This is a genomic window from Amycolatopsis sp. YIM 10 (assembly GCF_009429145.1).
GTDB lineage: Bacteria > Actinomycetota > Actinomycetes > Mycobacteriales > Pseudonocardiaceae > Amycolatopsis.
In genome coordinates, this window is sequence record NZ_CP045480.1 from 3,243,943 (window position 1) to 3,267,875 (window position 23,933).

A 23,933-nucleotide genomic window follows, 5' to 3' on the forward strand; every position below is an offset into this window, starting at 1 on the left:
CCATGTTCGGACGAATACAAGGAGTTGTGATGGTGAAACACCGGTCCTGGCTGGGACCTGCCGCGATCGCGGCATCGCTGTTCCTGGCCATGGGCACCACACCGGCCGCGGCCACGACGCCGGCGGAGGCCGGCACGACAGCGGCCACCGCGGGGTGCGGTAAGGCCCCGTCACTGGGCAACGGCAACCATACGATCCAGAGCGGAGGCAAGAGCCGCAACTACATCCTCAAGCTGCCGGACAACTACGACCGGAACCACCCCTACCGGCTGATCTTCGGCTACCACTGGTGGGGCGGCACCGCGAACGACGTCAACTCCGGCGGCGCGGACGGGGCGAACTGGGCCTACTACGGCCAGCAGCGGCTGGCGAACAACAGCGCGATCTTCGTCGCGCCGCAGGGAATCAGCAACGGCTGGGCCAACTCCAACGGTGAGGACGTGACCTTCACCGACGACATGATCAAGCAGCTCGAGGCCGCGCTCTGCGTCGAGACCACGCAGCGCTTCGCACTGGGCTTCAGCTACGGCGGCGGGATGAGCTTCGCGCTGGCGTGCGCCAGGCCGAACGTCTTCCGCGCGGTCGCGGTCTACTCCGGTGCCCAGTTGAGCGGCTGTTCCGGCGGGACCCAGCCGGTCGCGTACATGGGCCTCCACGGGCTCGGCGACACGGTGCTCAACATTTCCCAGGGGCGCGCGCTGCGCGACCGGTTCGTGAAGAACAACGGTTGCACGGCACAGAACCCACCCGAACCGGCGCAGGGCAGCCGGAGCCACATCGTCACCGCCTACTCCGGCTGCAAGGCCGGGTACCCGGTGGTGTGGGCGGCGTTCGACGGCGGCCACACGCCAGGGCCCATCGACGGCTGCGGCTGCGAAGGCTGGCAGACCTGGACGGCGGGCGAGGTGTGGAAGTTCTTCAGCCAGTTCCAGGGCGGCGGCACCCCGAACCCGCAGCCGGGAGCGTGCCAGGTGACCAACGCCGTCAGCGCGTGGAACAACGGGCTGACCTCGGAGATCACCATCACCAACACCGGCACCGCGCCGGTGCAGAGCTGGTCGCTGGCCTTCACCCTGCCCGCCGGGCAGACCATCACGTCGGGCTGGAGCGCCGGTTACTCCCCGACCTCGGGGCAGGTGACCGCCACGAATGCCGAGTACAACCCCGGCATCGCGGCGGGTGCGTCGATCCGCATCGGCTTCCAGGCCACGCACACCGGCGACAGTGGTGAACCGGCGGCGTACACGCTCAACGGAGCGGCCTGCACGGTCACCTGAGCGGTCACCGGGTGGACTTCTCCAGCACCTGCATGAACGCGCGCGACCATTCCGGCAGGTCGGGCCAGCCACGGCAGGAGACCATGGCGCCGTCCACCACGTCGGGCGCGTCGACGAAGGTCGCACCCGCCAGCTCCACGTCGGTCTTCAGGGGAGGGAAGGCCGACGTGGTCCGGCCGCGCAGCAGGCCCAGCGCGGCGGGCACCTGCGCGCCGTGGCAGATCGTGCCGACCGGGAGGCCGCGGTCGAAGAAGTGCGTGACGATGCGGGCCACGTCCTGGTCGGTCCGGATGTACTCCGGGGCCCGCCCGCCGGGGATCACGAGCGCGTCGAACTGCTCCGGGTCCACCTCGCTGAAGGCCAGGTCCACCGGCAGCAGGTGGCCGGGTTTTTCGGTGTAGGCGTCACAATCGGGCTCGAAGTCGTGGACCACCAGCTTCACCGCGCGTCGCGTGGGAGCCGCCACGATCGCCTCGTGACCGCCTTCGCGCAGGCGGAAGACCGGGTACATCGAGTCGAGTTCCTCGGCGGCGTCGCCGGTCAGGATCAGCACTCGGGCCATAACTCACTCCTCGCACGTCGAAAGCCGGACATCGGGGCCCCGCTCGCGGGAGCGCTCCCAGCCGCCGCGGCAACCCTATCCCGCGCCGCACGAGGGTGGTCAAGGTCCAGCCGGGGGAATGAGTCCTACTCATTCTCGCGGGGGTACGGCTTTGTTATCCGGTCCTCCGGCCGTGGCACCAGGACCGGCCGTACGCTTCCGGGGTGACCCGTGACGACGGAGATGACGCCGCGCCCGGCACGACCGAAGTGCTGACCGAGGAGCCCTACCGGCCCGGCTACGAGCTGGTGGCCGAGCGAATCCTGCGGTTGATCGCCGAGACCGGGCTGCGGCCGGGAGATCGGATGCCCACCGAGAACGAGCTTGCTGCCCAGTTGGGCACCAGCCGGAGCATGGTGCGTGAGGCGGTGAAGATCTTGTCGGCGATCGGGCGGGTGCGAGCGCAGAAGGGACGCGGCCTCTACGTCGCCGATGACGAGGGGATGCTGGGTTCGGCGCGCTGGGGCGGGTTCTTCCTGCCCGCCGACCTGGATCACGTGTACATGTTGTTCGAGTTCCGCCGGGTGCAGGAAACCGCGGCGAGTCGTCTCGCGGCGGCTAATGCCACCCCGGCGGAGTTGCGGGCCATCGCGACAGCGGCCGACACCTGCCGCCAGGGCCACGTGACCGGCGAGGCGGCCTTGTTCGACCGCGGCGACCACGAGTTCCATCTGGCGGTCGCGGCCGCTTCGCACAACCAGTTCCTCGTCGCGGCGGTGCGTGAGGCGCGTCGTTTGCAACGCCAGTCCAACATCATCGGCATGCACGGCACCGTCGGCGGGCACGCGGCCGAGGCGGTCGAAGAACACGCGGCGATCCTGCGGGCCATCCGCGACGGGGACGCGGACGCCGCGGCCGGTGCCACGGCCACCCATCTGGACAACACCCTCGAGGACTACCGGAACGAGATCCAGCGCCGTCTCTTCGGCTGACTGTCCACAGGGGAGCAAGAGCGATCCAGCTCACCGGAAACCGGCCCTGGACGAGCGGGATTGCCGGTATCCTCACGCGGCGGCGTTCGACCGAGTTGAGGTGACGGGTGGCTGGAGAAGCCGTACGACTGTTACGTGGCTTCGGCCGCCGCTTCGTTTTTGTGGTGCGCCTCGCGATCCTGCCGCCGATCGCGGTGGTCGCCCTCCTGAGCGCTTCACCGGCGGGATTCGCCGGTACCGCGGTGATGGTCGCGGTCGCCGTGGCCTGGACTTGCGCGTACGGGTGGTGGCTGAGTCGCGGCGGCACGGCCCCGGCCGTCGTCGACGGGGCGGTCCTGCTGGTGCTGTGCCTGAGCGTGTTCTGGACCGACGCGGCGGCGACGTCGAACTCCGACTGGCTCCGGGTGCTGGTGACCGTCGCGTGCGTGACCTGGCAGTGGCACACCCCGGCGGTGACCGGTTTCGTGGTGGCCGTGGTGGTCAGCGCCGGGATGATCATCATCTTCGCCATGGCAGGCCTGACCATGAACGGGGTACCGGGGTGGACCATCGCGATGGCCGGGGGGTCCAGGGCGGCGTGGGTGCTGGTCTTCCGTGCCGCCGAGCGGGCCGACCGCACGGCCGCCGAGGCCGAGCGGGCACGCCGGGAGGCCGCGGTGGCGGAGGCCGAACGGGCCGAGGAACGTGAGCTGGCGAACTCGCTGCACGACACCGCGGCCACCACGCTGCTGATGGTCGGCACCGGGCAGGTGCCCTCGGGCGCGAGCTGGCTGGCTCCGCAGGCCCGGCGCGATCTGGACCAGTTGCGGTCCTACGACGGGAAAACGACCGAGCAGGCCGACCTGGTCGACCTGCTGCGCGCGGGTCTCGACACCGAGCACCTCACCGTCGACTTCACCGCACCGCAGCGGTTGCCGTTGCGCTTCGACGTGGCCAGCGCGATCGCCGGCGCGGCACGGGAAGCCCTCAACAACGTGCGCCGCCACGCCGGGACGGACCGGGCGACCGTCCGGCTGCACGGTGATCCGGACGCGCTGCGGGTCGAGATCGCCGACGAGGGCCGGGGATTCACCGTCACCGGGGCCACCGCCACCCGGCGCGGGCTGCGGGAGTCGGTGCACGGCCGGATGAACCGGATCGGTGGCGCGGCCACGGTCACCTCCGCGGAAGGATCGGGCACGGTGGTGCGGCTGGTGTGGTCGTCGTGAGCGGGACGGACGACGAGCAGACCCGGATCAAGATGCAACGCGGGCTGCGGATCGCCACGCTGTTCCTCGCCGCGCTGACGAACAACGTGCTCGGCACGATGAACCTGGTGCGGCACTTTGACGACTACGAAGTGCCGTCGGCCCAGCTCGGCGCCATGGCCGCGTTCACCGCGGTGCTGGCCACCGAGGCGGTGCTGGTGGCACGGCGGCGACCGTGGGGCGCGCTGCGACGGCCGGCCGTCGCCGTGGTGTTCGGCGCCGCCGCGCTGTCCCACCTGACCCTGCCGGACGGCAGCATCTCGACCACCGCGGACTGGTTGTTCGCGAGCGCGGGCTGGGTGCTCGTTGTCGTCCTGTTCGACAGTCCGTTCAGGACGGTGCTGGTCGTGCTGGTGGCGAACGAGTTGTTCGCGGTGGCCAACGTGCTGGTGTTCCACGACGCGGACCTGGCCACGCTGGCGCGGCTCGCCACCACCACGGTGACGGTGTTCGGCCTGCCGTTGTGCGTGGCCGTGGTGGTTGTCGTGCTCGGCCGGATGGGCGCGGAGGCGGCCAGGGCGTCCCGGGAACTGGAACGGGTGCGCACCGCCGAAGCCGTGGCGACGGCCGCGCGCACCCGCCGGACGCAACGGTTCACCGAGCTGGCGGGCACGGCGGTGCCATTGCTGGAAGGGCTCGCCGACGGCTCGCTCGCCCCGTCCGATCCCGAGGTGCAACGCGGTTGTGCGATCGAGGCGGCGAGGATGCGCCGTCTGTTCGCCGAGACCGACACCGTGGAAAACCCGCTGCTGCACGAACTCCGCCACTGCGCGGACGTCGCGGACCGCAAAGGCGTCGAGGTCGAACTGGACGCGCGCGGACAATGGCCCGTACCACCGGTGGCCGTGCGGCGAGATCTCACCGACGCCGCGCTCACCGCACTCGCGACAGCCGACTCGTGGGCGCGAGTGACCGTGGTGGGCAGCGACACCTTGGTATCGGTCAATGTGGTGGCCGACTGCGACGAGCACGTCACCGCGGAACCGGCCACCGGTGGCGTGCGAGTGGAGACCTTCAACGGCAACGGCACGGTCTGGATGGAGGCACGATGGGAGCCGAGTTGATCACGGCGGTGATCGTGGACGATCACGCGGCCATCGCCGCGGGAGTGCGGTACTGGTGCGAACAAGCCGACCCACCCATCCAGTTGATCGACGCCGGAGACCGCCTCGCCGCCGTCTGGACCGGCGACGGCGCCACCGCCGACGTCGTCATCTTCGACCTCGAACTCGTCCCCCGAAAACCCGCCTTCGGCGAACTACGACGCCTCGTCGACAGCGGACGCCGCGTCGTCGTGTACTCCCAGCACGCCGACAACGCCACCGCCATCAAATGCATCGACCTCGGCGCCCTCGCATACCTCACCAAACGTGAAGGACAAGACCACCTCGTCCCCGCCATCCGCGCCGCCGCCCACGGCCGCGGATACACCGCCCCCTCCCTCTCCGGCGCCCTCGCCGCCGACGACGCCCCCGACCGCCCCCACCTCTCACCCCGCGAAACCGAAGTACTCCGCGCCTGGTTCGCCTCCTCCTCCAAAGAACTCGTCGCCGCCAAACTCCACATCACCGTCAAAACCGTCGACACCCACATCGCCCGCGTCCGCGTCAAATACGCCAACGCCGGACGCGCCGCCCGCACCAAAAGCGAACTCGTCACCCGCGCACTCGACGACGGCGTCATCACGCTGGCCGAACTGAACGAGGCCGTGCTTTAGAGGGTGTCGGGTGTTCGCCTGACATCGCCGGACGAGCTTTCGCGGTACGGTCCGGCGGCATGCCTTGAGGAGGAAACCACTTGATGTTCCGTTCCACCACCGTCGCGTTCGTCGCGGCGGCCTGCGCGGCACTGGCGCTCACCGGCTGCTCGGCCTCGGTGAACACCGGCGAGCCGACGATCGCGAAGGCCACCCTCGAACAGGGTGTCACCGACGCCCTGCACAAATCCGTCGGCCAGCGGCCGGACTCCGTGGAATGCCCGGACTCGGTGAAGGCCGAAGCCGGGCAGAGCACGCGCTGCGTGCTGACCGCGTCGTCCGTCCGGTACGGCCTCACCGCCACCGTCACCTCCGTTGACAACGGCAACGCCCGCTACCAGGTCCAAGTGGACAACAAACCGATGCCCTAGTCCCAAATACTGGTGCCGCGGACCGGGGCGAAGCGGGCTTGGAAGAACCTCAGGTGGGACGGTTCGTAGGCGAACGCCAGTCCGCTGGTGATGCGGTCCCGGTGCCGGTGCACCCGGATGACGCTGTCGGCGACCAGGTCGATGTGGCTCTGGGTGTACACCCGGCGGGGGATGGCCAGGCGGAGGAACTCCAGCGGCGGGAAGCGGTTTTCGCCGGTCCGCGGGTCGCGCCCGGCGGAGACGCCACCGCGTTCGACACCGCGGATCCCGGCGTCGAGGTAAACGGCGGCGGCCAGGGTCTGCGCGGTGAACTGGGTGCGCGGGATGTGCGGCAGGGTGGCGGTCGCGTCGACGCAGACGCAGTGGCCGCCGACCGGCCGGATGATCGGCACCCCCGCGGTGTGCAGTCGACGGCCGAGGTACTCGACCTGCGCGATGCGCGCGCTGATGTGGTCCTCGTCGACGGATTCGGTGATGCCCTGGGCGATGGCCTCCATGTCCCGCCCGGCCATGCCGCCGTAGGTGTGCAGGCCTTCGTAGAGCAGGACCAGTCCGCGTGCCTGTTCGGCGAGTTCGGGGTCACGCAGGCCGATCCAGCCGCCGATGTTGGCGAGGGAGTCCTTCTTCGCCGACATCACCGCGCCGTCGGTCGGGGCGCACAGGGCACGCAGGATGTCGGTGATCGAGCGGTCCGCCCAGCCGGGTTCGCGCTGCTTGACGAACCACGCGTTCTCCACCGCGCGGGCGGTGTCGAGGAACACCGGGATTCCGTGGTGGTGGGCCAGTTCGGCGACCTCGGTCAGGTTGGCCACGCTGATCGGCTGCCCACCGGCCATGTTGACGGTCGCGGCGATCGACAGGTACGGGATCGTGCCGGCGCCGACCGCGTCGATCAGCACCTTCAGCTTGCCGAGGTCGACGTTGCCCTTGAACGGGTGCTCGTCGTCCGGGTCGTGGGCCTCGTCGATGATCACGTCGTGGAAGGTCGCGCCGTTGAGTTCCTGGTGGGCGCGCGTGCTGGGGAAGTACATGTTGCCCGCGACGTGGGTGCCGGGCCGGAGCAGGCAGCGGGACAGGATGTTTTCCCCGCCGCGACCCTGGTGGACCGGGATGACGTGCTCATAGCCGTAGTGGGTGCGCACGGCCTCTTCGAGCACGTAGAAGCTGCGCGCCCCGGCGTAGGCCTCGTCACCGCGCATCAGCGCCGACCACTGCCGGTCGGACATCGCGTTGGTACCGGAGTCGGTGAACAAGTCGACATAGACGTCTTCGGAGCGGAGCAGGCACGGGTTCCAGCCCGCCGCGCGGATGGCTTGTTCGCGATATTCCCTGGTGGTCGCCCGGAGCGGCTCGACCATTTTCACGCGCCAGGGTTCCGCGGGATGTCCGCTCATGTCAGTGCACCTCGTTCGGCTGTCGGAGACGGTTCAGCAGCGGGCCGGTCATCGCGGTGGTGACCAGCGCCATCACGACCATCGCGGTGTAGATCGCGCTGTCGATGACACCGAGGCTCAGCCCGATGCTGAGGAACACGAGTTCGGTGACGCCCCTGGTGTTCATCAGGGCGGCGAACACCGCCGCCGCGGGCGGGGGCTGCCCGGCCAGTCGCGCGCCGAGATAGGCGCCGCCGCACTTCCCGAGCACGGCGACCGCGATCACGACCGCGGTTTCGGCGAGCAGCAGGAGATCGAGGCCACCCGGTTCGATCGTCCGCCCGATCAGCACGAAGTACAGCGGTACCAGCGCGGAACCCAGTGGGGTGACCAGTTCGGCGGGGTCGAGCCGGGGGAGCGACCGGCCGACCGCGACGCCGGTCAGGAAGGCACCGAAGGCGGCGTGGAGGCCGATGGCGTCGGTCGCGCCCGCCCCCGCGCAGGCGAGGACGACCATGACCGTGCGTGTCGTCTGCCGCGACTGCCTCGCCATCCAGGGCTCGAACCACGGCCGGGTGAGAACGAGCAGTGCCAGCAGGACCGGGACGATCAGGGCCAAGGGCCACAACGGGGCGCGGTGGTCCAGTGACGCGGCGACCACGGCGAGCACCGTCCAGGCGGCGACGTCGGTGAGCGCGGCGGCGCTGAGCGCGTGCTGCCCGGCGGCTTCGCCGAGCATGCCGCGTTCGGCGAGAATCCGGGCGAGCACTGGGAAAGCGGTCACCGCCATGGCCGCCGCGGTGAACACGATGAACGGCACTGTGCCCGCGGGTGCGTGGCGCGGGGCGAGCCACAGCGCGAGCAACGCGCCGAGGAGGAACGGGACGACGGCGGCGCCGAGCGCGGGCACCAGCGCCGCTCCGGCACCGCGCCGGGTGATCGACGGGGCGAGCCGGACACCGACGCAGAACAGGAACAGGATCAAGCCCAGCTGGGCGATCGCGTCGAGGGTCGTGCCGACCGCGAGGCTCGGCTCCGGCCCGGCCGCGAGCGCGAGTCCGATCAGGAGCCCGCACACGAGTTCGCCGATGACCGCGGGCTGCCCCAGCCTGGTGGCGGCCGAGCCGAAGAGCCGCGCCAGTCCCAACAGGACAGCCAGCGCGGCGAGCACCATCGCGAGGTCAGACATCCGGGACCTGCCAGCGACGGCCGCCGGGGGTCGGCACGAGTCCGCCGGGGAACATCGGCGGTTCGATGCCCGCGGCTTCACCGAGCAGGCCGCGCAACTGCAACTGCGCGCCCTCCGCGAGCACTTCGCCGAGCAGCTTGCCGGAGAAGTCCGTTGAGGACACTCCGCCGACCAGGCCGGCGAACGCCGCGTCCGCGGTTCCACTGTGGTGGGTGATTCGCTGAGCGCTGCGGAAGTAGGTGTGTTCGTCGGCCCGCATTTCGTAGAAGGACATGAGGAAATCCCGGAACAGTGCGAATTCGCGGCGGTAGCGGGCTTCGAACTCGGCGAAGCAGCGGTCCTCGCCGACCGTTCCGGCCAGGGTGCTGTTGATCGACCTGGCGGCCAGCAGCGCGCTGTAGGTGGCCAGGTGCACGCCGGAGGAGAACACCGGGTCGATGAAGCACGCGGCGTCGCCGACCAGAACCAGGCCGGGGCACCACAGGACCGTCCGGTCGTAGGAGTAGTCCTTGCGCACGCGGAGCCGGTCGTAGGGCGGCTCGTCCGCCCTGCGCGCGTCGCGGAGGAATTCCTTGACCAGCGGGCATTCGGCGATCAACGCGGCGTACGCGGCTTCGGGATCGCCCTGCACCTTCGCCGCCGCTTCCCGTTTGACCACGGCGCCGACACTGGTCAGCCGCGCGGACAGCGGGATGTACCAGAACCAGCCGTCGTCGAACGCGGCGCAGAGAATGTTGCCCGAGTCGGGTTCGGGCATCCGGTGCCCGTCGAGGAAGTAGCCGAACAGCGCGAGGTTGCGGAAGTGCGGCGAGTATTCGCGCCTGCCGCCCACCGCATGGTGCAGGCGGCTGCGGTGACCGGAGGCGTCCACCACGAACCGCGCGGTGGCCAGCTGTTCCCGTCCGGCGGCGTCGAGGTATCGGACACCGCTGATCCGGCCGTCCTCGCGGACCGTGCCGAGTGCGCGGTGTCCCTGCCGGACGTCGGCGCCGAGCCGGGCGGCGTTGTCCAGCAGCATGGTGTCGAAGCGGGTGCGCTCGACCTGGTAGGCGTACGAGGTCGGCCCGGCCATCCGCTCGGAGGCGGCGAAGGTGAACGTCCACGGCTCGGGATTGGCGCCCCACCTGAACGTGCCGCCGCGCTTGCGGACGAATCCGGCCCGCTCGATCTCCTCCCGCAGGCCGAGCAGCGCGCAGATCCCGTGCACGGTGGCGGGCAGCAGCGACTCGCCGATCTGGTACCGGGGAAAGGTTTCCTGGTCGAGCAGGAGCACGCGGTGCCCCTCGGCGGCGGTGAGCCCGGCGACCGTCGAACCGCCCGGCCCGCCGCCGACGACGATCACGTCGTGGTCGTTCACGTGGCCACCCGTCCTTCCTCTCCGCCGGGCACGAGTTCGGCGAGCTGCGCGACGAGCGGGCGGAGCAGGACGTCACGCAGGGAACACGGTGCGCCCAGCGCCCGCAGGTGCCCGGCGAGCGCGGCGGCGGACAGGCTGTGCCCGCCCAGGGTGAAGAAATCGCTGCGCGCGGTGACTTCTTCGACGCCGAGCACCTTCCGGAAGGCCGCCGCGACCAGTTCCTCGGCCGGGGTCAGCGGCCGTGACCGGTCCTCGGCGGGCACCGGCAGCGCGGCGCGGTCGATCTTGCCGTTGGGTCCCAGCGGCAGCGTCTCGAGCGGGATCACGGCGGCGGGCACCAGGTAGTCCGGGAGCAGCCGCCGAAGCCGTTCGTGCAGTTCGGTTCCGGTGCCGTGGCTGAGCACCACGTAGGCGACCAGCCGCCGATGTGCTCCGTCGCCGTCGGCCACGACCGCCGCCTGCCGCACCCCCGGCTGGGCGAGCAGGGCGTGCTCGGCCTCACCCGGTTCGACCCGGTACCCGCTGATCTTGACCTGCTCGTCGAGCCGTCCCAGCCATTCCAAGCGCCCACCGGGCAGGCAACGGCCGAGGTCGCCGGTCCGGTAGGCACGCCGTTCCGAGGTCACGAACCGTTCGCCGGTCAGCTCCGGCCTGCCCAGGTATTCGCGCGCCAGCCCGGCTCCGCTGATCAGCAGCTCGCCGGGCTCGCCCAGCGGCACCGGCCGCAGTTCGGCGTCGACGACCTGCACGCGGGTGTTGCCGATGGGCCGCCCGATCGCGGGCGTGCCGTGCTCGGCCAGGTCGCAGGCCGTGGCGAACACGGTGCACTCCGTCGGGCCGTAGAGATTGACCGCCGCCACCGGTGCCGCCCGGAGCCGGGTCCACAGTTCCTGGCTGACCGCCTCGCCGCCCATGATCAGCAACTCCGGCCGGGCGTGACCGTCGAGCAGTCCGGCCTCGAGCAGCGCCGTCAGGTGCGCGGGCACGGCCTCCACCACCGAGAGCCGGTGCGCGCGGGCGAACTCGACGTAGCGGTCCGGATCGGCACGCACCTCGTCCGGTACCAGGTGCACTTCGTGCCCGCCGAGCATCCACAGCAGCGGGTTCCACGAGGCGTCGAAGGCGAACGGAAGACCGTGGGCCACCCGCTGTACCACCCGTCCGGGCGGGAAGAAGCGCGCGGCGAGTTCGTGGTGGAGGTTCACCAAGCTCCGGTTGCCGACCACGACCCCTTTGGGACGGCCGGTGGAACCGGAGGTGTAGATGACGTACGCCGGATCCTCGGCGGCGCCGGCCGGGAGCGGGCGCTCGTCGTACCGGGCCAGTTCGGCCGGCCAGACGTCGCCGATGAGCGTCACGTCCGCGCGAGGGGAGAACCTCGCGACGTCGGTCAGCAGCACCGCCGGACGGGCATCGGCGAGGATCGTCGTCACCCGTGCCTCGGGCAGGCCGGGGTCCAGTGGGAGATAGGTCGCGCCGGTCTTCGCGACCGCGAGCACGCCAAGCACCGCTCGCGCGGACCGGGTCATCGCGCACGCGACCACCGTGCCCGGCGCGGCACCCGCCTCGCGCAGCAGGCAGGCGAGCCGGTTGCTCCAGCTGTCGAGTGCGCGGAAGGTCCAAGTGTCCTGATCGGACACCAGCGCGATCCGCCCGGGGCTCAGCGCGGCCCGGCGTTCGAACAGCGCCCGCCAGGTCACTCGCGGCAGCCGCCGGGCGGGACCGTCGACAACGGACAGCAGTTGCTCAGGCATCGGCCACCTCCGGGTCGATGACGGCCTGCTCGGCGCGTCGGAGCCAGGCCCAGAACCCCGGCTCCCGTCCGGTGTCGAGCACGCCGAGGTGGCCGCCCGGCACGACTCCGGCGACGAACCCGCCGGACGCCCAGCCACGCCACGCCTCGGTCGCGTCATCGGCGGGGCAGGCGGGATCCTCGCTCCCGCAGAGCGCGGCGACCGGGCACGGCACCGAGTGCGCCGCGGGCCCGCGATACGCGCTCACCAACCGCAGATCGCGGCGGAGCAGGTCGATCGCGTACGCCCAAACCTCCGGGTTCCGGCGGTAACCGAACACCGGGGTCAGGCCGTCGCGGTGCAACAGCCTGCCGAGTGCCGCGGCGTCGGTCAGCGCGTATTTGCCCGGGTCCCGCCGTTGCGGCGCGACGGCGCCGACCACCACCAGGGCGGCGGGCGCCGTGCCGCACCAGGCGGGTATTCGCTGGGCCAGTTCCAGTGCGACGAAGGCACCCATGCTGAATCCGACCAGCACCGTTCGCGCGAGGTCGTGAGGTGGGAAAAGACCGGTCAGCTCCCGCGTGATCCGCTCGGCGAGTTCCTCCAGCGAACCGGGCAACGGCTCGGCGATCCGGCAGCCACGCCCCGGGTACTCCACGCCCCACACCGCGCCGCCGGGTGCGGCCGCGGCCAGATCACGAAGCGTGCCAAGGGATCCACCGGCCGGTGGCAGGCACAGGTAGCGGCGGTCGTCGGTTGTCGAGTCCAGGTTGGACAGAGCGAGGATGGCAGGTGCCATGGCGGAATCCTCCGCGCGAGAATGTGGGGAAAATGCGCACACGTGCCGCCGGTATCGGCCATGAAAATGGAGAACCAGGCCGGGTGCGCCGGATTGTTGATCGTGGTTGTTAGTCCGAAAGATACGACTCGACTGGTCCGTTTGGGGTAACGTTTTGGTAGCGAAGCCCAGGTTGCCGGGTATTCCGGCCGGAACTCACCCCGGCGGGGGAGTGTGTGGCGGGCTAAGGAGAATCCGTTTCCGGTTTTGGTCGCGGTAAAGGTGAATCCATTTGTCCGGGACCGTCAGCCGATGGCGTCGAGCAACTCCCGCTCGCGCGGTGCGCTGAGGCCCGCGCGCCTTTCCCGGCCCAGTCCCTGCTCGCGTTCCCACCGCAGTGTGTCGGCCAGCATCTCCGCCCGGGGCCGGTGACGCAGCCCCGCGGCACGCGCCGCGGACCCGTCCCGGGTCGACCATCCTTCCCAGCCGGGCTCGATCAGCCACATCGGCAGCGATTCGGCTCCCATGTACTGGGCAACGCCGTTGGCGAGCAGCCACGCCGGTTCGGCGGTGACCACCGGACCGGTGTGCCCGCCAATGGCGCGGCACAGCTCGATCCACTCCCCGAACGGAACGACCGGGCCGACCGCGTTGCAGGTGCCGGTGGTTCCCGTCTCCGCGGCGTCGAGCAGCCAGGCGGTCAGGTCCCGCACGTCGACCACCTGGGTCGGCAGGGTCGGTGTGTCGGGCACCAGCAGCGGCCCGCGCGGATCGCGTGCGGCGCGGGCGACCCAGTAGCCGGAGCGCCCGCTGTGATCGCCCGGGCCGCCGATGAGCCCGGCTCGCGCGATGAGGAGGCGGTCGCCCACCGCGGCTGTCGACGCCTGCTCGCAGGCGACCTTCGCCTCGCCGTACAACTCACGATCGACCTCGCTCCGGTCGGTCGGGGCGAGCAGGGGCGCGGACTCGTCCGCCCCCGGCGTGGCGTGGGAGGCGTAGGCGTTGCCGGATGAGACGTACACCCAGTGCCCGGCCCTGTCGCCCAGCGCGTCGAGCGCGCCACGAACGAAACCCGGTTGCCACGACACCTCGACGACCGCGTCCCACGTGCGGCCGAGCAGAGACTCGTACGCCGACGAATCACGCCGGTCGGCGGCGACCAGTGTCGCTCCGTCCGCGACTTCGCCGCTCTCACCACGCGCGAGGCAGGTCACCCGATGGCCGCGTTCGATCGCCAGCCGCGACAGCTCCCGAGCCACCCATGCCGTTCCGCCCAGAACCAGGATCTCCATACCGACACACAAGCACCGAGATCACCAGGCGGCCAGGCGGATTCGCTGACAGCGGATGGGGCAGTGCCCAGGCTTAGTCGAGCAGTTCGGCGAGAAGCGTGCGGACCCGACGGTCGATCTCGTCGCGGATGGGGCGTACCGCGTCGACCGGCCGGCCGGCCGGGTCGTCGAGTTGCCAGTCCAGGTACCGCTTGCCGGGGAAGACCGGGCAGGTGTCGCCGCAGCCCATGGTGATCACCACGTCCGAGGCTTCGACGTCCTCGGTGGCCAGTTTCACCGGGACCTCGGCGGTGATGTCCAGCCCCCACTCGGCCAGCGCCTGGGCGGCCGCGGGGTTGACCTTCTCCGCGGGCTCGGACCCCGCCGAGCGCACCACGACCCGGCCAAGGGAGTGGTGCCGCAACAGTGCCGCGGCCATCTGCGACCGCCCGGCGTTGTGCACGCAGACGAACAACACTTCGGGCCTGGTGGACATGGAACTCCTCCTCGGGTCGGCACGGCGGCATCAGTCTAACCTGATATCATCCCGCCATGATGTCAGTACCCGCTGATGTGTTGCCGGTGGAGTTGCTGCGCCTGGTGGCCGACCCGCTGCGCGCCCGGATCATCGGCCTGCTCGCCCGCGAAACGCTGTGCACCACGCACCTGGTGGAGGAGACCGGCGCGAGCCAGACCAACGTGTCCAACCACCTGCGGCTGCTGCGCGACGCCGGGCTGGTCACCACCGAGCCGTGCGGTCGCTACACCTACTACACGTTGCAGCCGTCGGTGCTGCGCACGCTCGGCGCCGCGTTCACCTCGCTCGCCGAGACCGCTGAAGCCAACGTCGAGAACAAGAGGGCCTGCCCGTGACCCGCACCGCCGAGCCGGACGTGCTCCGCGAACTGTCCTTTCTGGACCGCTTCCTGCCGGTGTGGATCATCGTGGCGATGGGCGCCGGACTGCTGCTCGGCAGTGTGGTCCCCGGTCTGCAGGGTGCGCTGGAGTCGGTGAAGGTCGGCAGTATCTCGCTGCCGATCGCGCTCGGGCTGCTGCTGATGATGTACCCGGTGCTGGCCAAGGTCCGCTACGACCGCCTCGACACCGTCACCCGCGACCGCCGGACCCTGGTGCTCTCGCTGGTGCTGAACTGGCTCATCGGGCCCGCGCTGATGTTCGCGCTGGCCTGGCTGCTGCTGCCGGACCTGCCCGAGTACCGCACCGGGCTGATCATCGTCGGCCTCGCGCGCTGCATCGCCATGGTGATCATCTGGAACGACCTAGCCTGCGGCGACCGGGAGGCGGCGGCCGTGCTGGTCGCGCTGAACTCGGTGTTCCAGGTGCTCATGTTCGGTGTGCTCGGCTGGTTCTACCTGGATCTGCTGCCCGGCTGGCTCGGCCTGGGAGGCGAAGCCGTCGCGTTCTCGTTCTGGGAGATCGTGCTCAACGTCGTGGTTTTCCTCGGCATCCCGCTGCTGGCCGGTTACCTGACCCGCCGCTTCGGCGAGAAGGCGCGCGGGCGCACCTGGTACGAAGGCAGGTTCCTGCCGCGCATCGGCCCGGTCGCGCTGTACGGCCTGCTGTTCACCATCGTCGTGCTTTTCGCGCTGCAGGGCGAAACCATCACCTCGCAGCCGCTGGACGTCGCCCGCATCGCGCTGCCGCTGCTCGTGTACTTCGCCGTCATGTGGGCGGGTTCGTACGCACTGGGTAGAGCGGCCGGGTTGACCTACGAGCGCACCACCACCTTGGCCTTCACCGCGGCGGGCAACAACTTCGAACTCGCCATCGCCGTGGCCATCGGTGTCTTCGGGGTGACCTCCGGGCAGGCACTGGCCGGAGTCGTCGGACCACTCATCGAAGTGCCGGTGCTGGTTGCCTTGGTCTACGTGAGCCTCTGGCTGCGTCGACGCTGGACCACCTGACGCCTTGCCGCTGCCCGCACGTTGCCGAGCAACGGGGAGGGGCATCGGGGCCTGGCCGGACGGTGCCGGAGACCACCGCGCGGTGTGAAATGCTTCGCCCATGTCTCCCGTAGAGGACGCCATCGGCCAGCCTGCCCGAGTCCAGTTCGAGGTGTTCCTCGACGAGCACCGCGCGGCGCTCAACAGTTGCTTGGACGGGCTGACCGAGGAGCAGGCCCGGCGGTCGCTGGTGGCGTCGCGGACCACCTTGCTCGGCTTGGTGAAGCACGCGATCTTCGTGGAGAAGGTCTGGTTCGACGAAGCCATCACCTGCCGGTCCCGCGCGGAGATCGGCATTCCGTCCACACCGGACGAATCGTTCATTCTCGACGACGGCGACACCATTGCCTCGCTTCAGCAGGCGCACCGCGAAGCCTGCGAGAACTCACGCCGTGCCGCGGCGTCGCTGGAACTCGACGACGTGGTCCGCGGCAACCGGCGTGGTCCGCTGCCCCTGCGCTGGGTCTACCTCCACGTGCTGCGCGAGTTCGCCCAGCACTGCGGGCACGCGGAGATCCTGCGCGAGCAGATCCTGAACCCGAAGTGACCGCCCTCAGGTGATCTTCCGGCGGTAGGCGACCATGGCGAACACGTACGCCACGCCGAGAATGCCGGCGCACCAGGCGAGCGCGGTCCAGATGTCGCCGCCGACCGGCTGCTCGGAGTACAGCGCCCGCAGCGCGTTGACGATCGAGGTCACCGGCTGGTGCTCGGCGAACCACCGCACCGGACCGGGCATGGTGCCGGTGGGCACGAACGCCGAGCTGAGGAACGGCAGGAAGATCAGCGGGTAGGCGAACGCGCTCGCACCGTCCACCGACTTCGCGGTGAGCCCGGGAATGACCGCGAGCCAGGTCAGCGCCAGGGTGAACAGCAGCAGGATGCCGACCACCGCGAGCCAGGACAGCACTCCGGCGCTCGAGCGGAAGCCCATCAGCAGGGCGACGCCCACCACGACAACCAGCGAGATCACGTTGGCGACCATCGAGGTGAGCACGTGCGCCCACAGCACGGACGAGCGCGCGATGGGCATGGACTGGAACCGCTCGAAGATGCCGCCCTTCATGTCCATGAACAACCGGAACGCGGTGTAGGAAATACCCGACGCCACGGTGATCAGCAGGATGCCGGGCAGCAGGTAGTTCACGTACGAGTCCGAACCGGTGTCGATCGCGCCGCCGAAGACGTAGACAAAAAGCAGCATGAAGGCGATCGGCATGATCGCGGTGGTGATGATGGTGTCGAGGCTGCGGGTGATGTGCCGCAGCGACCGTCCCAACAGGACGGTGGTGTCACCGAAGAAGTGCTTTGTCATCGCTGTTCCCCGCTCGCTTGTGCCGGGCTGTTCTTGTTGTCGCCGACGAGGGCGAGGAAGACTTCCTCCAGGGTCGGCTGTTTTTCCACGTATTCGACCTTCGCGGGTGGGAGCAGCTGCTTGAGTTCGGTGAGCGTGCCGTTCACGATGATCCGGCCGTGATGCAGGATCGCGATCCGGTCCGCGAGTTGCTCGGCCTCGTCCAGGTACTGCGTGGTGAGCAGAACCGTGGTGCCGCGTGCGGCGAGTTCCCTGACCGCCTGCCAAACCTCGATGCGCGCCTGCGGATCGAGGCCGGTCGTCGGTTCGTCGAGGAAGACGATCGGCGGATTCCCGATGAGGCTCATCGCGATGTCGAGGCGTCGCCGCATACCGCCCGAGTAGGTCGCCACCCGGCGGCTGGCCGCGTCGGTCAGCGCGAAGCGGTCGAGCAGGTCGTCCGCGATCTTGCCCGGTCCCTTGAGGTGGCGCAGTTTGGCGACCAGGACGAGGTTCTCGCGCCCGCTCAGGATCTCGTCGACCGCGGCGAACTGGCCGGTGAGGCTGATCGACTCGCGCACCTTCGCCGGGTCGGCGGCGACGTCGAAGCCGTGGACGGTGGCCGTGCCCGCGTCGGCCTTGAGCAGGGTGGACAGGATCTTCACCGCCGTGGTCTTCCCGGCCCCGTTGGAGCCGAGCAGGGCGAAGATGCTGCCCGGGGCGACCTCGAAGTCCACCCCGCGCAGCACCTTCAGCGCCTTGTACGACTTTTCCAGGCCCCGCACGTGGATCGCAGGCCCCCTGGCCTGACTGGCTGTCATCCGGATGTCCGTTCTCTCGCTGTTGCCCAGTGCCCCCGCGGCAACTGAGTGGCACCACTATGGCGCATCTCGTGTGCCATGCCAAGCCATATCGGCATCATTTGCCACAATTACTGAGCGCGATGGAGTCGTGACGGGGCTACCGGTTGGGGTGTGCTGGGTCAGCTCGTCGCGCCAGCGCTGGTCGCGCTAGGTGAGCGCGGCCGGATCGTCGGCTCGTGGAACGTGCGCCGTCATGGCGTCATGATGGCGCAGTTGGTGAGCCATGCGGCTCATGTCACCGGGTTCGGTGCGCTGGCCGGTCAGCCGTAGGCGCGCAGGAACGTGTCCACGCCGTCGTCGAGGATCGCGAGGATCTCCGGCTTGCCCACCTCGCCAGCCAGGTCCTCGTCCAGTACGTCCAGGGCCAGGCGCATGGTCAGCGCGATGAAGTGCTGCATGGCGCGGTACGGATCGGTGAGCTGGAGCTTGCCGTCCGCGGCGAACTTCGCGAACCGGTCCGCCACCAGCTGCTCCGGCTTGTCGCGCACCGCCTCCGGCAGGCGTGGCGCCACGGGAGCCTGTGAGCTCAGCCGCCGGAACGTCGCGTAGCCCGACGTCGGGAACATCTCGGTCGTCACCCGCCGCGCGAAGCCGAGCAGGGCGTCGCGGATGTCCCGGTCGTCGGCGAGTTCTTCGTCGATCGCCTCCCGCACGGCCGCGACCATGGCGTCGTTCGTGCGCCCGAGCACGCTGCGGAAGAGGGTCTGCTTGTCGCCGAAGTGGTCGTAGACGGTGCGTTTGGACACCCCGGCCCGCGCCGAGATCGCGTCGACGCTGGTCAGTTCGTAGCCGTCCGAGACGAACAGGGCCTCGGCCGCGTCCAGGATGGCCGTTCGCTTGGCCTCGGCGCGCAGCCGACGGCCAGGGGTCCGCGCGGTCGCTCTCGGGGTCGCCATCTTCTCATCGTATTCTCAGCCCAAGAAAACTGCACGGTGTAGTGTAGTTTTTGGCGAAGCCGGCCGGCCGCCTCCTCCGTAGCTCCCGCCGTTAGGAGTCCCTTCATGCCGCCCAGCAGGATCGGCAACACCGGCGCTGGACCGCACACCAGCTGGAACGGACGGCTCATCGGCCTGGTGGCCGTCCTGGTTCTGGTCAACTTCATGGTCGACACGGCGATCACCGCGCCGCTGCTCGTCCTCCCGGAAATGCTCGACCACTTCGGCACCGACCAGGCGGCCTGGCTCAACGCCAGCGCGCTGCTGGCCGGCGTGATGTGGGCGCCGCTGCTCGGCAAGAGCGCCGACGTCCACGGCAAGCGCAAGGTGCTCGTACTGACCTTGCTGATCAGTTGCGCGGGCGCGCTCCTCTGCGCGGTGGCGCCCAATCTCTGGATCTTCGTGCCCGGCCGCCTGTTGCAGGGTGCCGCCGTGGCCGCCCTGTTCCTCTCGGTCGCGATCGTCCGGGAGATGTGCGCCCCGCGGATCGCGATGGTCGTGGTGGGCATCGTGACCTCCGGTTCCGCGGTGCTCAACATCGCTTCCCGTTTCCTCACCGAGAAACTGGCCGCGGAGTTCGGCTTCCAGATCCTGTTCCTCGTCTCGGCCGTCGTCGCCGTGGCGATGGCGATCTGCGTGCGCCGGACCGTTCCCGAGTCGCTGGTCAGGACACCCGGCCGGATCGACGTCGGCGGCGCGCTGCTGCTCGGTGGCGGACTGGCCGGGGTGCTCAGCTATGTCAGCCTCGGCTCGGAGTTCGGCTGGACCGCCGTCGGCCCGCTGGTTCTGCTGGCGGTTGGAGTCGTGGCGTTCGCCAGGTGGTTCCTGGTGTCGAGCCGGAAGCCCGATTCCCTGATCGACGTCAGGAATCTCGGCGCGCCCCTGGCGCTCACGCTGCTCGTCCTGGTGCTCAGCACCGGCTCGTACCAGAGCATGCTCCAGCTCATCCCGCTGGTCAGCGACGTCTCGGCGGACCAGGGGCTCGGGTACGGACTGGCCGGTCAGGGCGCGCTGGCCCTGCTGCTCGTGGCACCGGGGATCGGCGTGATGATCGGCGGTCCGGTGGCCGGGGTGATCGCCAACCGCATCGGCCCGGCCGCGACGCTGGCCGGCGGGATCGCGCTCGGCACGGTGGGCACCCTCGGCATGTTCGTCGGTGTCTCCCAGTTCCCCGTAGCGATTTTCTTCGCGCTGCTGCTGGGTTTCACCGTCGGCGCGCTCGGCACCTCCGGATTCAACATGGCGGGCAGCCTGGCGCCGGCCGAACGGCAGGGCATCGTGTCCAGTCTGGTCATGGTGGTGGTCGCGATCGGCTCGGTGGTGCTGAACTTCGTCGGCGCGGCGGTGCTCAAGTCGACCACCGTTGTGATCGACGGTGAACCGGAGAATTCGGGAACAGGCGTTTTCAGCTATATCACGATCGCTTCCGCGGCATTTGCCGTCGCCGCGGTCCTGGTTGTCCTTTTGGTTCGGAAGTCGCGCGTCAGCGACAAAAGCGTCTCTTCGAGGAGTTGAGTGAAATGAGCAAGGGTACGGTTCTGGTCTCCGGTGCGAGCATCGCCGGTCCCGCCGTCGCGTTCTGGTTGCGACGGTACGGATTCGAAGTGACGGTGGTGGAAAAGGCCGCCGGGCTGCGTGGTGGCGGATATCCGATCGACGTGCGCGGCACCGCGCTGGAGGTGGTCCGCCGGATGGGCGTTCTGCCGCAACTCCAGGAAGCGCACATCGATTCGCGCCGATTGACCTTTCTCGAAGCCGATGGCGGCGAGGTGGCGTCACTGCACCCGCAGGTGGTGGCCGGTGGAGTCGAGGGAAGTGACGTCGAGGTGCGTCGCGGGGATCTGGCGGAAATCCTGTACGGGGTCACCCGCGACGACGTGGAGTTCGTGTTCGGTGACTCCATCGATTCGCTCACCGAACACGAGGACGGGGTCGAGGTCGATTTCCGCAGTGGCATCCGGCGTGAATTCGATCTGGTGCTGGGTGCCGACGGCCTGCATTCGCGCACCCGGGAACTCGTGTTCGGGCCGGAGCACCAGTACCACCGCTATCTGGGCTATTGCTTCGCCGGATTCACCATGCCCAACAAATTCGGCCTGTCACAGGAAGGCGTGCTCTGGAGTTCTCCCGGTCGGGGAGCGGCGCTCTACGCGGTCAAGGGGAGCGACGACGTCCACGGGTTCCTCGTCGTCGCCCGCCCCGAACCGCCTTTCGAGGCATTCCGGGATCCCCAGGCGCAATGTGACCTCGTCGCCACGGCTTTCGCCGATGACGCCTGGGAGATCCCGGCCATGGTCGCCGCGATGCGCGACGCGGACGACCTGTTCTTCGACACCGTCAGCCAGATCCACCTGCCGCACTGGTCCAGCGGCCGGGTCGGCCTCGTCGGTGATGCCGCCTACGCCCCGTCCTTCCTGACCGGGCAGGGATCCAGCATCGCCCTCGTCGGTGCCTACATGCTCGCCCGGTCACTGGCCGTCCACAGTGACCACACCGCCGCCTTCGCCGCGTACGAAGGTGACACCCGGGAATTCGTCGAACTGAACCAGGCACAGGTCGGTGTGGGCGAAGCCGCGCTCTTCCCGGTCACCGCCGAAGCCTTGGCGCAACGCAACAACCGGCTTCGCGGCCTTTCCGCCCTGCCGCCGGAAACCGGGCGACCGGCCCACACCGCGCTCACCCTGCCCGAGCCCATCACCGAGTGAGTCGGCCGGTCAGGGCTGGGCGTCGAGCCACTCCCGGAAGGTGGGGCCGGCCAGCCTGGCATGCGGGCCAGGCAGGAAGGCCCCACTGGCGGCGAGTTCGGCGTCGGGGACCTTGGCGTTGTCGAGGCCGACGACCTCGATGTTCCGGCGGGCACCGAGCAGCCGGGCCGCTTCGGCCATGATCTCCTTGCGCGGCCCGGCGATCTCGGGGATAGGCCCGGCCGGGGCTTCCTCGGCGGTGGCCAGGTCGACCAGCGCTTCGGCCACCGTGCGCGCGGCCACCAGCTGGGTCGGCAGGTTCGGCACGTAGGCGACGTCGCCCTGCCGCCAGTCCAGCAGCTGGCCGACGAACTCGTGGAACTGCGCGGCCCGCAGGAGTCGGGCGGGCAGCGGGCCGGACAGGGCGGCTTCCTCGTGTACCTGCTGGGAAGCGACAAACCCGGCGGTGGCCTTGTCCGCGCCGATGATGGACACGGCGACGAGCCGTCCGGCACCCGCGCGGTCCCCGGCCTCGTGCAGGTTGCGGGTGGCCGTGCGGAAGAACTCCGTCGCCGCCTTCTCGTCGGAGGCGTGCCACGACGCGACGTCGATGATGACGCCGGCCCCGGTGAGCGCTTCGGCGAGGCCCGCGCCGGTGATGACGTCCACGCCGGTGGCACGGGACATCGGCACGACATGGTGCCCCCGTTCGGTGAGCACGTCGACGACGTGGCGCCCCAGCCGCCCGGTTGCTCCGGCCACGGCGAACTTGCTGCTGTTCACGTTCGATTCCTTCCTAGTCGGTGTAGTTCTGGCCCGGGGCGCGGCCGGGGATGGGCTTGGCGATGAGTGCGGCGGGGGTGAAGAAGCCGATGTGCGCGATCACGATGATCAGCGACCAGAGCTCCCGGTCGTCGTAGTGCGCGGACGCCTTGGCGTGCAACTCGTCGGAGACGCGCTCCCCGGCCGGGTTCGGCGTGAGAACGGCCTCCACGAGTTCGAGCGCGACGCGTTCGGCGTCGGTGAAGTAGGGCGCGTTCCGCCAGGTCGCAACGGCGGTGATGCGTTCCTCCGACTCGCCGGCCTCGCGGAGGGTGGCGGTGTCCCGGATGGTGAAGTACGTGCTGCCGAGCAGCTGCCCGGCGCGAAGCTGCATCAGGCCGATGGTGGACCGCGGGATCGGACTGTTGCCGATGGCCTTGTGCAGGCCCGCGCTGACTTCGGCCAGCTCGGGCACGAACTGGAGCGGGTTGGGCATGCGCGACCGGAGTTCCTGCATGGCGTTTCCTTCCGTGGGGTTACTGGCGAACACGAGACGCTCGCTCCCGAATCCCTGTGACAACCCGGCGATGTGACGTGATCGGCTGTCACAAAGCGGCGGGGACCGGCGTCAGGTGCGTATGAGCGAACCAACCGCGGACGCCGCCACCGAGGCGTTCGTCGCCCACCGCAACCTGTTGTTCACCGTCGCCTACGAAATGCTCGGACTGGCCGCCGACGCCGAAGACGTCCTGCAGGAGACCTGGCTGCGATGGGTGGGCGTCGACCGCGCCACCGTGCGGGAAGAGCGCGCCTACCTGGTGCGGATCGTCACCCGGCTGTCACTGGACCGGCTGCGCGCGGTCGGCAGGCGCAAGGAGTCCTACGTCGGGCCGTGGTTGCCCGAGCCGTTGCTGACCGCGCCCGACGTGGCCGAGGACGTCGAACTGGCCGACAGCGTTTCGATGGCGATGCTGCTGGTGCTGGAGACGCTCACGCCGACCGAGCGCGCGGTTTTTGTGCTGCGCGAGGTGTTCGACGTGGAGTACGACGAGATCGCCGAAGCCGTCGGCAAGAGCCAGGCCGCGGTCCGCCAGATCGCGCACCGGGCGCGGGCGCACGTGGCCGCGCGCCGTCCCCGCGGCACCGCGTCCCCGGCCGAGACCCGGGCCGCGCTGCTGGCTTTCCAGCGGGCGGTCGAAACCGGTGAGCTGCAGGACCTGCTCGACATCCTCGCCCCGGACGTCGTCGCGCTGAGCGACGGCGGGGGAGTCAAGCACGCCCTGCTCCGGCCGGTCGTGGGCGCGGACAACGTGGCTCGCCTGCTGGCTGCCGGCTGGTGGCGGCGCGACGCCGAACGGTCGGTCGAGCCGGTGCAGATCAACGGCGGCCCCGGCTTGCTCGTCCGCATCGACGGTGAGGTCGACGGGGTGCTGGCGATGCGGCTCGAGAACGGCTACGTCACCGGCGCCTACCACGTGCGCAATCCGGAGAAGCTGTCGCGTGTGGACCGGGAGACGGCCGTGAGCCGCTGACCGACTGGTATTAC

Annotated in this window: 26 protein-coding genes; 13 read left to right on the top strand and 13 right to left on the bottom strand. The window is 69.8% G+C overall.

Going from position 1 to position 23,933, the window contains the following annotated elements:
• Nucleotides 1-29 precede the first annotated feature (29 nt).
• Nucleotides 30-1,277: a cellulose binding domain-containing protein gene (locus tag YIM_RS15870; RefSeq protein WP_153031086.1), complete on the top strand. Its 1,248-nt coding sequence runs from the start codon at nucleotides 30-32 to the stop codon at nucleotides 1,275-1,277.
• Between the two features lie 4 nt (nucleotides 1,278-1,281).
• Here the strand turns inward: YIM_RS15870 and YIM_RS15875 are convergent, their stop codons facing one another.
• Nucleotides 1,282-1,839 (bottom strand): DJ-1/PfpI family protein, encoded by a 558-nt coding sequence (locus YIM_RS15875; RefSeq protein ID WP_153031087.1) that lies wholly within the window; start codon nucleotides 1,837-1,839, stop codon nucleotides 1,282-1,284.
• A gap of 203 nt (nucleotides 1,840-2,042) precedes the next feature.
• Here YIM_RS15875 and YIM_RS15880 point away from each other — a divergent pair, with 203 nt between their 5' ends.
• The 5 genes from YIM_RS15880 to YIM_RS15900 all read left to right on the top strand — a co-directional run bounded on the left by YIM_RS15880 (nucleotide 2,043) and on the right by YIM_RS15900 (nucleotide 6,184).
• A complete protein-coding gene (locus YIM_RS15880) occupies nucleotides 2,043-2,810 on the top strand; it encodes a FadR/GntR family transcriptional regulator (RefSeq protein ID WP_228004767.1) in 768 nt (255 codons plus the stop codon).
• Between the two features lie 164 nt (nucleotides 2,811-2,974).
• Entirely contained in the window at nucleotides 2,975-4,018 is a 1,044-nt protein-coding gene (locus YIM_RS15885; RefSeq protein ID WP_153031088.1) for a sensor histidine kinase, read from the top strand.
• Nucleotides 4,015-5,121 (top strand): hypothetical protein, encoded by a 1,107-nt coding sequence (locus YIM_RS15890; RefSeq protein WP_153031089.1) that lies wholly within the window; start codon nucleotides 4,015-4,017, stop codon nucleotides 5,119-5,121. Before YIM_RS15885 ends, YIM_RS15890 begins: the two co-directional genes overlap by 4 nt.
• Entirely contained in the window at nucleotides 5,106-5,774 is a 669-nt protein-coding gene (locus YIM_RS15895) for a response regulator transcription factor (RefSeq protein ID WP_153031090.1), read from the top strand. Before YIM_RS15890 ends, YIM_RS15895 begins: the two co-directional genes overlap by 16 nt.
• 83 nt (nucleotides 5,775-5,857) lie before the next feature.
• Nucleotides 5,858-6,184 carry a DUF4333 domain-containing protein gene (locus YIM_RS15900; RefSeq protein ID WP_153031091.1) on the top strand — a complete coding sequence of 109 codons (327 nt, stop codon included), beginning with the start codon at nucleotides 5,858-5,860 and terminating at the stop codon, nucleotides 6,182-6,184.
• Here the strand turns inward: YIM_RS15900 and YIM_RS15905 are convergent.
• The 7 genes from YIM_RS15905 to YIM_RS15935 all read right to left on the bottom strand — a co-directional run bounded on the left by YIM_RS15905 (nucleotide 6,181) and on the right by YIM_RS15935 (nucleotide 14,381).
• A complete protein-coding gene (locus tag YIM_RS15905) occupies nucleotides 6,181-7,578 on the bottom strand; it encodes a tryptophanase (RefSeq protein WP_153031092.1) in 1,398 nt (465 codons plus the stop codon). The two genes, YIM_RS15900 and YIM_RS15905, sit on opposite strands and share 4 nt — an antisense overlap.
• 1 nt (nucleotide 7,579) lies before the next feature.
• A complete protein-coding gene (locus YIM_RS15910; protein ID WP_153031093.1) occupies nucleotides 7,580-8,746 on the bottom strand; it encodes a cation:proton antiporter in 1,167 nt (388 codons plus the stop codon).
• Nucleotides 8,739-10,103, bottom strand: a complete 1,365-nt coding sequence (locus YIM_RS15915) for a tryptophan 7-halogenase (protein ID WP_153031094.1) — start codon at nucleotides 10,101-10,103, stop codon at nucleotides 8,739-8,741. Before YIM_RS15915 ends, YIM_RS15910 begins: the two co-directional genes overlap by 8 nt.
• Entirely contained in the window at nucleotides 10,100-11,857 is a 1,758-nt protein-coding gene (locus tag YIM_RS15920; RefSeq protein WP_153031095.1) for a non-ribosomal peptide synthetase, read from the bottom strand. The genes YIM_RS15915 and YIM_RS15920 overlap by 4 nt, the downstream gene beginning before the upstream one ends.
• Nucleotides 11,850-12,635: a thioesterase II family protein gene (locus tag YIM_RS15925; protein ID WP_153031096.1), complete on the bottom strand. Its 786-nt coding sequence runs from the start codon at nucleotides 12,633-12,635 to the stop codon at nucleotides 11,850-11,852. Before YIM_RS15925 ends, YIM_RS15920 begins: the two co-directional genes overlap by 8 nt.
• Before the next feature lie 284 nt (nucleotides 12,636-12,919).
• Nucleotides 12,920-13,906: an oxidoreductase gene (locus YIM_RS15930; protein WP_153031097.1), complete on the bottom strand. Its 987-nt coding sequence runs from the start codon at nucleotides 13,904-13,906 to the stop codon at nucleotides 12,920-12,922.
• Between the two features lie 73 nt (nucleotides 13,907-13,979).
• Nucleotides 13,980-14,381 (bottom strand): arsenate reductase ArsC, encoded by a 402-nt coding sequence (locus YIM_RS15935; protein WP_153031098.1) that lies wholly within the window; start codon nucleotides 14,379-14,381, stop codon nucleotides 13,980-13,982.
• Nucleotides 14,382-14,437: 56 nt separating this feature from the next.
• Between YIM_RS15935 and YIM_RS15940 the strand changes: the two genes are divergently transcribed.
• The 3 genes from YIM_RS15940 to YIM_RS15950 all read left to right on the top strand — a co-directional run bounded on the left by YIM_RS15940 (nucleotide 14,438) and on the right by YIM_RS15950 (nucleotide 16,396).
• Entirely contained in the window at nucleotides 14,438-14,758 is a 321-nt protein-coding gene (locus YIM_RS15940; RefSeq protein ID WP_228004768.1) for a helix-turn-helix transcriptional regulator, read from the top strand.
• Nucleotides 14,749-15,810 (top strand): ACR3 family arsenite efflux transporter, encoded by a 1,062-nt coding sequence (gene arsB / locus YIM_RS15945; RefSeq protein WP_153031099.1) that lies wholly within the window; start codon nucleotides 14,749-14,751, stop codon nucleotides 15,808-15,810. Before YIM_RS15940 ends, arsB begins: the two co-directional genes overlap by 10 nt.
• Before the next feature lie 100 nt (nucleotides 15,811-15,910).
• Nucleotides 15,911-16,396: a DinB family protein gene (locus YIM_RS15950; protein WP_153031100.1), complete on the top strand. Its 486-nt coding sequence runs from the start codon at nucleotides 15,911-15,913 to the stop codon at nucleotides 16,394-16,396.
• A 6-nt stretch (nucleotides 16,397-16,402) separates the two neighbouring features.
• Here YIM_RS15950 and YIM_RS15955 read toward each other — a convergent pair whose 3' ends face one another.
• Complete coding sequence (locus YIM_RS15955; RefSeq protein WP_153031101.1) at nucleotides 16,403-17,164, bottom strand: ABC transporter permease; 762 nt, start codon at nucleotides 17,162-17,164, stop codon at nucleotides 16,403-16,405.
• Entirely contained in the window at nucleotides 17,161-17,964 is an 804-nt protein-coding gene (locus tag YIM_RS15960) for an ABC transporter ATP-binding protein (protein WP_153031102.1), read from the bottom strand. The genes YIM_RS15955 and YIM_RS15960 overlap by 4 nt, the downstream gene beginning before the upstream one ends.
• A gap of 153 nt (nucleotides 17,965-18,117) precedes the next feature.
• Between YIM_RS15960 and YIM_RS15965 the strand changes: the two genes are divergently transcribed.
• Nucleotides 18,118-18,276 carry a hypothetical protein gene (locus YIM_RS15965; protein WP_153031103.1) on the top strand — a complete coding sequence of 53 codons (159 nt, stop codon included), beginning with the start codon at nucleotides 18,118-18,120 and terminating at the stop codon, nucleotides 18,274-18,276.
• On the opposite strand, the gene YIM_RS15970 is transcribed toward YIM_RS15965, so the two are convergent.
• Complete coding sequence (locus tag YIM_RS15970; protein WP_153031104.1) at nucleotides 18,267-18,902, bottom strand: TetR/AcrR family transcriptional regulator; 636 nt, start codon at nucleotides 18,900-18,902, stop codon at nucleotides 18,267-18,269. The genes YIM_RS15965 and YIM_RS15970 overlap by 10 nt on opposite strands.
• A 105-nt stretch (nucleotides 18,903-19,007) precedes the next feature.
• Here YIM_RS15970 and YIM_RS15975 point away from each other — a divergent pair, with 105 nt between their 5' ends.
• Together YIM_RS15975 and YIM_RS15980 are read left to right on the top strand one after the other, a co-directional pair.
• Entirely contained in the window at nucleotides 19,008-20,456 is a 1,449-nt protein-coding gene (locus tag YIM_RS15975; RefSeq protein WP_153031105.1) for an MFS transporter, read from the top strand.
• A gap of 5 nt (nucleotides 20,457-20,461) precedes the next feature.
• On the top strand, nucleotides 20,462-21,646 hold the full coding sequence (locus tag YIM_RS15980; protein WP_153031106.1) for an FAD-dependent monooxygenase: 1,185 nt from the start codon (nucleotides 20,462-20,464) through the stop codon (nucleotides 21,644-21,646).
• A gap of 9 nt (nucleotides 21,647-21,655) precedes the next feature.
• Here YIM_RS15980 and YIM_RS15985 read toward each other — a convergent pair whose 3' ends face one another.
• Nucleotides 21,656-22,408: an SDR family oxidoreductase gene (locus YIM_RS15985; protein WP_153031107.1), complete on the bottom strand. Its 753-nt coding sequence runs from the start codon at nucleotides 22,406-22,408 to the stop codon at nucleotides 21,656-21,658.
• Between the two features lie 13 nt (nucleotides 22,409-22,421).
• Nucleotides 22,422-22,904, bottom strand: coding sequence for a carboxymuconolactone decarboxylase family protein (locus YIM_RS15990; protein WP_228004769.1), 483 nt, complete (start codon nucleotides 22,902-22,904; stop codon nucleotides 22,422-22,424).
• 121 nt (nucleotides 22,905-23,025) lie between these two features.
• Here YIM_RS15990 and YIM_RS15995 point away from each other — a divergent pair, with 121 nt between their 5' ends.
• The gene (locus YIM_RS15995) at nucleotides 23,026-23,919 is read left to right on the top strand and encodes an RNA polymerase sigma-70 factor (protein WP_153031108.1); all 894 of its coding nucleotides are present in this window, start codon (nucleotides 23,026-23,028) and stop codon (nucleotides 23,917-23,919) included.
• The last annotated feature ends 14 nt before the right edge of the window (nucleotides 23,920-23,933 follow it).